Genomic DNA, 11,476 nt, shown 5'->3' with positions numbered 1-11,476 from the left:
GCTCAGCAACACAATCGTTTTGATACTTGTCACCGCATTGGCGGTGTTGGCACTCGCGGGCGTGCTCGTCTGGGTCACTTATAAGACGCGCCCGCCTGTAACGCCGACCGTAGACCTCTTATCGGTAAAACCGACCGACTAGCCGGCCTGGCGCCGGTGGCGAACTTGCGTTCCGACGCAGTTTCCGGTGCGTCGTCAGATGTAGCCCGCAGAAACTCGTCGGGCAGCGCGAGTTTGTGGATGGTTCGCAGCGTCAAAAGGTATTGGCGCGCAAGCGAACCGGTGGTGTAAGGCAGATCGTACTTGTCGCAAAGCGCCCGCACCCGCGCAGCGATCTCGGCGTAGCGGTTGCTCGGAAGGTCTGGGTACAGGTGGTGCTCGATCTGGTAGCACAAGTTGCCGCTCGAGAACGCCAGCAGCGGGCCGGCTTTGAAGTTCGCGGCACCGAGCATCTGCCGCAGGTACCACTCGGCTCGGCTTTCATTTTCGAGTACATCGGGAGTGAATTTCTCTGCGCCATCCGGGAAATGCCCGCAGAAGATCACCACGTACGCCCAGAGGTTCCGCAGAAGGTTGGCTGACGCGTTCGCGGCGAGGGTTCTGCGCCAGCGAGAACGGCTCAGCGCCGGGATCAGCACGTAGTCCTTGACCGCTTGGCGGGTGATCTTTCCCATCAGCGCCGCCCTCGCACTGGCCACCTTCTGGGCATCTTCGGCCGCCCGATCGCGCTCCGAATGGACACCGTGAAGCGCGATGCCCCACTCGAAAACAATTGCCAACAAAAGATTTCGAAGCGGCTGTATCAAGTGAGAAGCTTGCCACGGCTCGTCACGGGTCACGCGTATCACGCCGAAGCCGAGGTCATCGTCCACACCGACCACATTGCTGAACACGTGGTGGCGATAGTTGTGCGAATACCTCCACTGCGACGAGACCGCGACCATGTCCCACTCCCACGTACTCGAGTGAATCTCCGGGTCGTTCATCCAATCCCATTGGCCGTGGCTGACATTGTGGCCGATTTCCATGTTCTCGACGCTTTTGGCGAATGCCAGCGACGCGGTCCCCAGCAGCCAGCCAGCGCGTGTCTTGCTGCAGCCGATCAGCAGGCGCGCCGCGACGTCGAGGGTCCTTTGGAACCTGATGGTTCGCCGGATATAGGCCGCATCCCTTTCACCGAGTGACTCCTCGATGTCGCGGCGGATGGTATCCAGTTCGTACCCGAGGGCCGTAACATCCGCCTCACTTAGATGCGTGTACGCAGCGATGTCCGCAATTGCCAAGAGTGTCCGTCCGATGGTGATGGGTGGGCTCGTGTGAGAACCCGCGGATTGCGGACCACCGGCCGAGATCGAGACGACGGCAGCGCGTCGGCGTGTCTTTAGTGTACGTGCTGTCGACGCGGTAAACCAACGTTGTGCGCCAACATCAAATGGCAACCGAGTAACGTCAGGGTTATCGGGACCAACCAGGCCCCATGATCAAGGGGTCAGCGATGTCTGATAAATCTCCCCGACATGCCGAGAGCAAGAAGTCCGGAAAATCGTTGAAAGAGAAGAGAGCCGCCAAGCACGCCAAGCTGCTGGCTCGGACCTCGGCGACCGAGGCATTGCTTCATGCCAAGAAGCGCTGAGGCGCAATCGCTTTCGGTAGGCGTGTTAGCTCGTTCGCGTAAGCCGGACGAGCGGAGACTGCCGATTCACCCGGCTCATTTCGTCAGGATCGACGAGCAGGTTCGGCAGCAGATCTTCCTCGAGCACGGCTATGGCGCGGAGTTCGGCGCCACGGATGACGCGCTGGCCGGACTGGTCGGCGGCATCAGGACGCGGGAACAACTCATCGCCGACTGCGACGTCATTCTGTTGCCCAAGGTCCAGGCCGAGGACTTGGCAGAACTCAATGTGGGACAAATCGTCTGGGGCTGGCCGCACTGCGTGCAGGACACCGCCCTGACCCAGATTGCGATCGACCGACGGCTGACGCTCATCGCCTTCGAGGCTATGAATCACTGGCAGGCCGACGGCGGATTCGGGCTGCACGTCTTTCACAAGAACAACGAGCTCGCCGGGTACTGCTCCGTACTGCACGCCATGCAACTAGCCGGGATCACCGGCAGCTACGGCCGGCGTCTGCGGGCATCGGTCATCGGGTTCGGGGCTACGGCCAGAGGCGCGGTCACCGCGTTGAACGCCCACGGCGTGGACGATGTGCGCGTGCTGACCAACCGCGAGGTGGCCGCCGTCGGTTCGCCAATCCCGTCCACCCAGATTGTCCAGATGGGGCAGGACGAGGACGCGCCCGGCCGGACCTGGGCGGATACCCCGGATGACGGCGTGATGCCGGTGGCCCGATTTCTCGCCGACAACGACATCGTCGTCAATTGCGTATTGCAGGATCCCGCGGCGCCCCTGATCTTCGTCACCGAGGATGAGTTGGACCCTTTCGCTCCGGGGAGTCTGATCGTCGACGTCTCCTGCGACGTGGGTATGGGCTTCAGCTGGGCGCACCCGACCTCGTTCACCCACCCGGTCGTCGAGGTGGCCAATGGTGTGCATTACTACGCCGTCGACCACAGCCCGTCATACCTGTGGAACTCGGCCACCTGGGAGATCAGCGAGGCGTTGTTGCCGCACCTCGAGACGATCCTTGCCGGTCCGGCGATGTGGAAGTCCAGCTCGACGATTTCCCGGGCCATCGAGATCCGCGACGGTGTCGTTCTCAATCCCACCATCCTGAAGTTTCAGCACCGAGGCGATGCCTACCCGCACGCTGTCGTTGCGCAGGGAACCGAGTACGCGCAATAACGCGACGACTCCGTTATTGTGCGCCGCCTTCAGAATCCCAGATCGACTGTGCTGCAAGCATTTCCCGCCAGCACCGCTATGTGCCCGCAGTGGCGGGCGGCTGGCCGAACGCCGATTCCGTCGCACGCCGCAGCCGGCGGTTGTTCATCGGTTCGCGCGCCGACTTCTGGTGTTCGAGTTGTCGAATCAGCTCGCGCTTGGCGTCATTGAGGGCGCGGGTGATGTCTGGGTTCTCGGCAACGGCTATCAGCTGCGGAAGGCCCGGCAGCGTGGTGCGCAGTGTGACGCGCTGCTCCTTGCCGCCGCGGTCCTGCAGGGTGACTTCTACGTCCACATCGCGCGAATCCCACCTTCCCAGATGGGACGTGAGTGTGGACAACGCCTCCACCACGTGCGGACGTTCCTTTGCCACGAACCCGGCCCCGACGTGAATCACGTTTTCGCGAGGGGTGATTCGTTGTTTGGCGTTCAGCGCATCTTCTCGGGGATTGAGTTCAGCGCGTGCAGGACGTGCACAGCGAGTTCGCCTGCCGCCTTGTCCCCAAGTTTCGAATGAGCGGTGATGGTGTCCCTTACCAGTTCGACACGTAGGTCGTAAGGCGTCCGGAACGAAATTGGCGAAGTCATCGAATTTCCTTTACAAGCAGGCATGTTCGCTCACGATTGAGCTGCCCGATAACTACGACCTTACGCCCTTTTCCGTAGCGGTGTACTCCTTCGACGAGTCCGCGTCAAGCGCCGCCAGCAAGTCGCTCAGCGGCACGGTCGCGACTCCGATTGCGGCGTCGCCGATGCCGTATGGCAGCACCAGTGTTCCGGCATGCACGAGCGCACCGCACGAGTAGACGACATTGGGGACGTAGCCGTCCTGCTCGTCGGCAGCTGGACTCAACAGCGGGTCGCGGAGCTGACCGACGATCCGCGTCGGATCCTCGAGATCGAGCAGCATCGCCCCGATTCGATAGGTGCGCATCGGGCCGACGCCGTGCGTGAGCACCAGCCACCCGGCCTCGGTTTCGACGGGCGGGCCGCAGTTTCCCAGTTGCAGCGCCTCCCACGCTCGCGTGGGCTGCTGGCATGGAACGGACTCGGCCCACTCGAACGGATGATCCGAGAACGCAATCGAATTCGACTCGCGGTCTGATCGGGACATCGCGGCGAATCGACCGTTGATGCGGCGTGGAAACAGAGCCAGACCCTTGTTGGCCGCGGCATGGCCGACCATCGGCGTGGACGTGAAGGTGCGGAAGTCCGAGGTCTCCAGCAGTTGCTGGCTGATGTGGGTTCCGCTGTAGGCGGTGTAGCTGGCATAGAACGTGACAGAGCCGTCGTCGTCGACAAACCGGACGAATCGGGCGTCCTCCATGCCGGTGGCTTCTGCGTTCATCGCAGGCCACAGGATGCGCTCTGGCAGCGGGATGTCAGCGGCGAATTCGACGCCGTAGGTCCGTTCTGCGATGGCCCGTATCAGCGAAATCGTCTCGGCAGCATGGCGACGCGTGCGCCGGTGGGTTTGAAGATTGTCGAGTTGCTCGTCGAGGTCGGATCTTGTGAACCGATCGCCGAGCGCATCGAGCACGTAATCGGCGGCCTCACCGGCCCCACGCAACCGACGCAGCTCACTTCGCATCACCGCACCGTCCAACAACGTTGGCACCACGACTCCGGCGCTGGCGAGCGGACCCGGGTCGTCGATTGTCACGTCACCTGTCTCGTCGACAACGCCTGTGCGGAATCCGATTGACGAACGATGACCCTCGCCAATGCCCCGCACGCTCATCACGAATCGCAGACTGCCCGAGGCGACCCCGGTCTGGTCGGGGTGAGCGACCATGCTGGGGTTGCACAAAGCCGCACCCTCGATCGCATACTCACTCGTGAATACCGCACCCAGCAACAACATTCGTGCGTCGGAAAGGTCAACGGAAGGGTCCAGTCGATCGGCCACTTCACGGGCGTGCCTGCGGCAGGTGCCTGCCAGATCGCGATGACGCCCGTCAAAGCGGATGACCACTTCGTTCAGCGACGCACGCACCTCGTCCTCGTCGAGAGCCAAGATGCGTGCCAGTACTGCGCCCGTTCGCGAGTCCTGGTGCTCGAAACCCTCCTGTCCTGGTACGAACAGTCGGGTGATCACTCTGGACCGGTCAGCGGAAAGCCGATGCGGGCTACGCGTGACCAAGCCGGCATCTACGGAAGTCATTGCAGCACAGTCGATAAACGTTGCGCCTGCTGTAAAGTCGAGATCACCGCCAGGGTCGACTCCGCGCCCTGATTGGTGTTCACCCGGTCGGCGTGCAGTCCGTCGTATCCACCACCGGTGTGCGGGTCCCACATCGGCTCGGCGATGTCGTTGTCGCCCATGAACCAGGCCGCCGCGGCAATGACCCCGTCGCCCCAGATCTGGCTGGTGTCAACGGCAGCGGCACGCGTGCATGCATCGGCAAGCGTGGACACCTCGATGGGCTGTTGGTCGAAGCCGGGCTTGGCGTCCCCTGGGCCTCTGCCCGCGACGGGCGTCGGCGACAGATGGCCGTCTGACGTTTCGATGCTGAGCAGCCAGGCCAGCAGATCCAGGCCCCGCTGGCACAGCGCCGAGTCATCGAGCGCGGCACCCGCGGCGATCATCGCCTCGGGGATGACACCGTTCGCGTATGTGAGCCGTGGCTCGGGCCAGGGCCACGCCGCGTCGTCGTTCGCATCGGGCACCGTGGCGGCATAGTCGGCGATCAGCGAGCGAGCAGCTTGGTGCTCGGGATCGAAGGCGAGGACTTCGGCTGCGCCCAACACTGCGAACGCCATCGCCCGTGGCCATACCGACCTCGCCTGCGCGGCGCGCTCGAACTGCATGATGGCCGTCTGGCGGGCCCAGGCGACATTGCTGTGCGCGGCCGCGGTGCCCAGACCCCAGACACAGCGCCCCCAGGCATCTTCCAGTGCGGGCTCGTCGAGCCACTTGCCCGCGCTGTCCAATCGGTTGCGGCAGGCACCAGTGAGCGCCTGTGCGTCGTTCAGGAATCGCAGCGCTACTCCGGCCAGACCGTTCAGTGCGCGGTCGGTCCCGTGGTCTCGGGTCGCAACGACAAGGACGCGCGCCACGTCGTCGGTGCAGTAGCCGTGCTCACGCAGCGGCTCGGCGAGCCGGGCGTGCTCAAATGTGCCTCGCTCGTCCGTCAGCCGCAGCAGGTGGCTGAATACCGGCTCAGGGTATGTCGTCGCAGTCATACTCTTGCCCGCCGTTGCGCGAGGAGCTGTTGCGCCACCGTCACATAGGCATTCGCGACGACCGGCCAGGCCATCTCGGGTGCCAGTCGGCGAGCCTCGGCCGCCATGTCGCCGGCCAGCCGCGGCTGGGTCAGCACCCGGCGCAGGGCGGAGGCCAGCGCATCCGGATCGTCGTGCGGGACGACGATGCCTGCCCCACTGGCAAGCAGTTCCACGGCGTGCGGGAACGCGGTGGCCACGACGGGCCTGCCGCTGGCAATGGCGTCGACCAGAACACCGGAGGTGACCTGATCGGTCGAGTCGTAGGGCAGGACGACGACTGCCGCAGTCTGGATGAGTGCGCTCAGCGTCGCTACGTTCCGGTATCCGGTATCGAAGTGCACCGAATCCGCGACGCCGCTTCTGCGCGCCTGTTCCATCCGCGCGTCGCGGTATGCCTCGCCATCGGCGGCCAGCACCTTCGGATGCGTTCGGCCCGCGACCAAGTACCGTGGCCGGCCCGGCAGATCACTGAGCGACCCCATCGCCTCGATCACCCGCTCGACGCCCTTGCCGGGACCCATCAGACCCCACGTCAACAGCATTGGTCGACCGCCCCTGATGCCTGAGGCATTCGCCGGGACGGTCGCACCATGCGGGATGGTGGTGACTTTGCGGTGGTCGATGTCAAAGCCACTACGTAACCGCTCGTTGGCCGCGTCGGACATCACGACGATCTGATCCGCCCGGGCGGCAACTGCTTCGAGGACCGAACGCTGGTGTCGCGTAGGGTCTTTCAGGACAGTGTGGGCGATCACGATGGATGGGACGCGTAGCCCGTCGATGACGTCCACCACTTCGTCTCCGTCGGCACCTCCATAGATGCCGTACTCATGCTGGATGACCGCAACGTCGGTCTGGTTCAGCAACTCGGAGCATGCCGCCACCGATCTTGGTGACCCGTTGACCATTTCTCCGATGACGCGGGCGCTCTCCGAGCGCGGTCCGTCGGAGAGTCGCACGACGCTGACCTCGGCGCCGTTGGCACTCAATCCCCTTGCCAGCGCGGCGGAGAATGTCGCGAGCCCGCACGGTGTCGGCGGGTATGTACTCAAGATTCCGAAACTCGGCGTGCCCGGAAAGCCTTGATAACCAACGGAAAACGTCGACAAAGAAGGAGTAAAAAGGGTGGTCAAGGTGATCCCAACTGGTGGTTGTCACCGGCATATCCGGCGTGAGCGATTGCTCCTTGCGGTCAGCGGCAACGCGGCTGACTCATCCCGGACTGGCTGGGTTCCCAACTACTTCGACGATACACCCACGGTCATTGGCCTGATCCCGACGCCTTGGCAGCCGAAGCTTTTTCGGCGTCGCTGTCGGAAAAGACAGGAGCTTGAACAGGTTCCGAATCGTGCTCAGCCTTGGACGCGGCCTCGGGCACGTATGGATGCGAAAACAGGTCAGTGGATTGCATAAAGTTTGTCCTCAAATTGGTTGTGTGCAAAGGTTTGTCAGCGACGTTCATCATCCCCAGAAACGCTTCTTTGACCTCTTCTGAGTTCCTTCGACGTCGGTCCAATCCCCTTGCGCGTAGCTGTGTGGATGCTTAGCGCCGGTGCGAACGACGTCGAGCGTGCCGTCGTGATTCTTGACGTAGGCATCACCGGACCGCATGTACTCGTCGGTTCCGCCGTCGGGCAGCGTCACTATGACTGTCATGGTCGAAGCCTCCGTACCCGCCGGCGAAATGTCGAACGGTGATAGTCGTCAGCAGCTTCGCCTCCGCTATGCGCGCCGATGGCGAGCAAGTCGCCCACGGCGGTCACATCGCTCGGCGCCGCCGCGGTCATCATCGCCTCGTGGGCGATGTCCGCATCGGTGTGCGGAGGTACCACCAGCAGCAAGATCTTCTCGCGGCCGAGCCCCATCACCTGAAGGGTGTTCGCCGGTTGCAGCCGGTAGCCGTCCAGTCGCACCGCTCGCCCGCCGGTTGTCAGTCGCTTCGGCATCTGTGCCCATTCGGCCAGGTTGTAGAGCACCCGATCGATGGTGCCCAGCCGAACCGAAAGCACCGCCAGCAGATCCGGCAGCTCAGCGGCGAGGTCGTCGGTCTGGGGCCACCACGCGCCGTCGACATGCCCGGATACCGGCGCCTTCGGCTTCAACCGCAACCGCGGGGTCTGCTCTGGTCCTGGGTGTTGGCCGTCCGAATCGGACCGGCCTTCGTGTCGTGTCATACGACACTCCCGTCTTGACCGCGAAACGGCCAATTCACTCGACTCGGCGACGACGCGATCTCAAACGGTCGCGCACGACATACCACCGAATCTATGCATCACGTCAAGAACGGACGTCGATGCCGACTCCCAATAAGAGTCTTGGTGAGTCAATGTTTCTGACTGTGTAGCACGTCAGTTATCGGCGATGAATGCAGCCGATATACCCCTACGGTACGCCTATCCCGCCTGATGTGGATAGGAAACTCCCCCAAACGCATTGTGGGCTGGCGGAAAACGACCCACCAGCCCACATTGATTAGACGTTGTTAGACGGCTGTCACTCCGACTGCCTGCGGGCCCCTGGCCCCCTGCTCGATATTGAACTCGACTCGCTGGTTCTCCTCGAGCGATTTGAACCCGCTGCCCTGGATCTCCGAGTAGTGGACGAACACATCGTTGGCGCCGCCGTCAGGAGCGATGAAGCCGAAGCCCTTATCGCCGTTAAACCACTTCACAGTTCCCTGTGTCATACTTTTTCAACTTCTCTCATTCTGAACGAATGCCGACAGGCATCCACCCTCAGCGTAGCACGGATAGCTGGATAAACCTCTTCGATTGTGCTGCAACGGTTTTCGCGCTGCTATGAGTTGGAAGCCGGATACAGCGTCGGAACACCATGGGTGTAGCCTGAGTCCAACTGAAGGAAGCTGCCGTGGATCACATCGTCTTGTACATCAAATTTCGTGCGCGCCAGGCAGTCTCGGCGTGACCAGCGTCCTAGACGGACGGCGCTTGCGCAGCCCGGTCCGGTTCACGCTGACATCGATGCTCGGCAGCGGCCTGGACGGCGCGTGGTGGCCTCATACCGTGTCGCTCGCGCGCGAGCTGTCGGACTTGACTGACGCTCTGCGCGAACCGCTTGGCGACGTCGTCGATATCGGCGTCAACTGGTCGCCGCTGCAAGGTGTCGCCGATCTCGACTTGCTCAATCGCCGCGGCGTCCCGGCAATGCCCGGCGAGGACAGTCGTCATCTGCGCGTCATGACCATCACCGGTAGTCGCGCCAAGGCACAACTGCTCGTCGTGCCATGCGGAACGAGTATGGCTCTGGCGGTCATGGTGCTGCGCCAAGCCGCCGATCTGCCCGTCATGGATGCGCACCAGCACACCACGGCGTTCCAAACGGCCGACGCGATTGTTCAGGCCGCCCGTGCTCAGCAACGATGTGAACCCGCCAACGCAGGCTAGGCTTGTCGTATCTGCACCAGTCAAATGAAACCGCCGATGGCAGCGGGTTTTTCAGTTGAGACGACGCGGTGAGGCCTCGTCGCGAGTCAGCGCCTGGCGGATCGCGGCGCTGACACTGGCCGGTGCAGTTCTCGTGCAATGCGGCTCAGCGCCGGCGCCAGCGCCATCGCCGCCGTCGCCAACGGCGCACGGACCGTCCGCCACCACGCCACCGCCGGCCGCTGCTCCCATTCGGCCCGTCACCGCCGCCGAACTCGGCCCCAGCTTGCGGCCCGGCTGCCCGATCGATCCGGACCAGCTGCGCCGCGTCGAAGTCGACTACCTCGGCTTCGACGGACAAGCGCACCGGGGTGCCCTGATCGTCAACGAAGACCTCGCGGCCGACGTGGTCGCGATATTCGGGCAGCTGCTGGCATTGCACTATCCGATCGACAAGATCCGCACCGTCGACAACTACCCCGACGCCGACGACGAACTGTCGATGGAGGACAACAACACCTCGGCCTTCAACTGCCGCGACATTCCCGGTACCGGCCACTGGTCCCAGCACGCATTCGGCCGTGCCATCGACCTCAACCCGTTACTCAACCCCGAGATCGATCGAACGGGTGCGATTCAACCCAAGACCGCCGCGCCGTACGTCGACCGCAACCGCGCCGACCCCGGGATCCTGCACGCAGGAGACCCCGTCGTTCGTGTCTTCACCGATCGCGGCTGGCGCTGGGGCGGTGACTGGACAACTCCCGTCGACTATCAGCACTTCGAGCGCTGATCTCCCAGCAAACAAACCATAGGGAAACACCCGATACGTCCGCATGGGTCTGGCTCTACCGTTGTTGACAGGGCGACAGTCCGCTCACTGATCAACAACAATCTTGCAAGGCTCTCCCATGGTCTATCCGCACTATCCCGATCCGCACCAAGAGGCCGTCCCCTGGCCCAGCGGCTACGACGATCAAGATCACTTACGTCCCAAGCGAAGTCCGCTGCTTGTCGGATCGATCGTAGGAGTCGTCACCGTTCTCGTGCTGGCCGTCGGGATACTCCTTGGTCTTCAGTTCAGCCGGGCCCCTCAACAACAACCGCTTACTTCCAGCCCATCACCTTCTGCCGGCGCCAGCGCGAACGGTGGAATGACTCCGACGCAGTCTGAGCCGACCGAGCAACGGCGCCCGGAAGACACCGCTCGCCTGGACCGGTCGACGTATGCTTCGCTCAGCGCACGCGAGTTCGCGCTGATGGCCAAGGACCCCGACTCGTGGATCGGTCGCAAGGTCGTCGTCTACGGTGTTGTGACGCAGTTCGACGCTGCGACCGGCCCGACAACGTTTCGCGCGGCCACCGGACCCGCCCCCGCGGACAGTCGCAGTGACTACGACCAGAACACCCTTGTCACCGCGCACGACGCCGGCATGGTTGCCAACATCGTCGAAAACGACGTCGTGACCATGTACGGCGTGGTTTCCGGAGCCGTGACATACGACACGCAAATCGGCGGAAAGACCACTGTGCCATCGCTTTTGGTCAACATCATCGAACCGACGGCACTCACCGCGCAGACACCTACCGAACAGCCACTCCCGGCGCCGGCCGACCAGTCCGCAGGCCAATTGCGCTCCATCGCGGCGAGCGATCAGCCCTACGTACTCAGCGTGCTTGCCGATCGCTGGGTGCCGCAGTTGAGTTCCAAACGCGTCGGTCTCGTCGCAGAGGGACAGACGTGGACCAACGCGTCGATCCTGGCCGAGCACCAACAGCTTCGCCAGACCTACTCCAACGTTCGACTGCTGTGGTCGGCCGACTGGTCAACGTTCTCGGGTTCAGAATTCTGGGTGACAATCGTGGGTTCGGGGTTTGCGACCGCCGATGAGGCGTTGGCGTGGTGCAGGAGCAACGGATTCGACCGCGACCATTGCTTCGCCAAGCTGATCAGCACGACTCATCCCGTCGAAGGCAGCACGGCGTACAGCTAGTAACCACGCGTTTCGGCACTGTCATCAT

Annotated in this window: 14 protein-coding genes; 5 read left to right on the top strand and 9 right to left on the bottom strand. The window is 63.1% G+C overall.

Going from position 1 to position 11,476, the window contains the following annotated elements; translation table 11 throughout:
- Positions 1-74: 74 nt before the first annotated feature.
- A complete protein-coding gene (locus J3E61_RS13990; RefSeq protein WP_210085549.1) occupies positions 75-1,283 on the bottom strand; it encodes a fatty acid desaturase in 1,209 nt (402 codons plus the stop codon).
- A gap of 212 nt (positions 1,284-1,495) precedes the next feature.
- On the opposite strand from J3E61_RS13990, the gene J3E61_RS13985 reads away from it, so the two are divergent.
- Both J3E61_RS13985 and J3E61_RS13980 read left to right on the top strand, forming a co-directional pair.
- Positions 1,496-1,633, top strand: coding sequence for a hypothetical protein (locus J3E61_RS13985; protein ID WP_192725313.1), 138 nt, complete (start codon positions 1,496-1,498; stop codon positions 1,631-1,633).
- Entirely contained in the window at positions 1,617-2,804 is a 1,188-nt protein-coding gene (locus tag J3E61_RS13980; RefSeq protein ID WP_210083953.1) for a N(5)-(carboxyethyl)ornithine synthase, read from the top strand. Before J3E61_RS13985 ends, J3E61_RS13980 begins: the two co-directional genes overlap by 17 nt.
- 76 nt (positions 2,805-2,880) lie before the next feature.
- Here the strand turns inward: J3E61_RS13980 and J3E61_RS13975 are convergent, their stop codons facing one another.
- The 8 genes from J3E61_RS13975 to J3E61_RS13940 all read right to left on the bottom strand — a co-directional run bounded on the left by J3E61_RS13975 (position 2,881) and on the right by J3E61_RS13940 (position 8,757).
- Entirely contained in the window at positions 2,881-3,138 is a 258-nt protein-coding gene (locus tag J3E61_RS13975) for an HPF/RaiA family ribosome-associated protein (protein ID WP_192725918.1), read from the bottom strand.
- 134 nt (positions 3,139-3,272) lie between these two features.
- On the bottom strand, positions 3,273-3,431 hold the full coding sequence (locus tag J3E61_RS13970; protein WP_192725315.1) for a hypothetical protein: 159 nt from the start codon (positions 3,429-3,431) through the stop codon (positions 3,273-3,275).
- A 52-nt stretch (positions 3,432-3,483) separates the two neighbouring features.
- On the bottom strand, positions 3,484-5,007 hold the full coding sequence (locus J3E61_RS13965) for a glycoside hydrolase family 130 protein (RefSeq protein ID WP_210083952.1): 1,524 nt from the start codon (positions 5,005-5,007) through the stop codon (positions 3,484-3,486).
- Entirely contained in the window at positions 5,004-6,029 is a 1,026-nt protein-coding gene (locus J3E61_RS13960) for a glycosyltransferase (RefSeq protein ID WP_210083951.1), read from the bottom strand. Before J3E61_RS13960 ends, J3E61_RS13965 begins: the two co-directional genes overlap by 4 nt.
- A complete protein-coding gene (locus J3E61_RS13955) occupies positions 6,026-7,204 on the bottom strand; it encodes a glycosyltransferase (RefSeq protein ID WP_210083950.1) in 1,179 nt (392 codons plus the stop codon). Before J3E61_RS13955 ends, J3E61_RS13960 begins: the two co-directional genes overlap by 4 nt.
- Before the next feature lie 328 nt (positions 7,205-7,532).
- Positions 7,533-7,727 carry a hypothetical protein gene (locus J3E61_RS13950; RefSeq protein ID WP_192725319.1) on the bottom strand — a complete coding sequence of 65 codons (195 nt, stop codon included), beginning with the start codon at positions 7,725-7,727 and terminating at the stop codon, positions 7,533-7,535.
- Positions 7,724-8,245, bottom strand: a complete 522-nt coding sequence (locus tag J3E61_RS13945) for a hypothetical protein (protein WP_210083949.1) — start codon at positions 8,243-8,245, stop codon at positions 7,724-7,726. Before J3E61_RS13945 ends, J3E61_RS13950 begins: the two co-directional genes overlap by 4 nt.
- 308 nt (positions 8,246-8,553) lie before the next feature.
- The gene (locus J3E61_RS13940; RefSeq protein ID WP_192725321.1) at positions 8,554-8,757 is read right to left on the bottom strand and encodes a cold shock domain-containing protein; all 204 of its coding nucleotides are present in this window, start codon (positions 8,755-8,757) and stop codon (positions 8,554-8,556) included.
- 295 nt (positions 8,758-9,052) lie between these two features.
- Here J3E61_RS13940 and J3E61_RS13935 point away from each other — a divergent pair, with 295 nt between their 5' ends.
- The 3 genes from J3E61_RS13935 to J3E61_RS13925 all read left to right on the top strand — a co-directional run bounded on the left by J3E61_RS13935 (position 9,053) and on the right by J3E61_RS13925 (position 11,448).
- A complete protein-coding gene (locus tag J3E61_RS13935) occupies positions 9,053-9,475 on the top strand; it encodes a hypothetical protein (RefSeq protein WP_210085548.1) in 423 nt (140 codons plus the stop codon).
- 133 nt (positions 9,476-9,608) lie between these two features.
- Positions 9,609-10,247 carry a M15 family metallopeptidase gene (locus tag J3E61_RS13930; RefSeq protein WP_210085547.1) on the top strand — a complete coding sequence of 213 codons (639 nt, stop codon included), beginning with the start codon at positions 9,609-9,611 and terminating at the stop codon, positions 10,245-10,247.
- A 118-nt stretch (positions 10,248-10,365) separates the two neighbouring features.
- Positions 10,366-11,448 carry a hypothetical protein gene (locus J3E61_RS13925; protein WP_210083948.1) on the top strand — a complete coding sequence of 361 codons (1,083 nt, stop codon included), beginning with the start codon at positions 10,366-10,368 and terminating at the stop codon, positions 11,446-11,448.
- Positions 11,449-11,476: the final 28 nt, after the last annotated feature.

The organism is Mycobacterium sp. OAE908, assembly GCF_017872775.1.
Lineage (GTDB): Bacteria > Actinomycetota > Actinomycetes > Mycobacteriales > Mycobacteriaceae > Mycobacterium.
The sequence above is the reverse complement of the archived record's forward strand: the minus strand, read 5'-3'. Positions and strand labels throughout refer to the sequence as shown.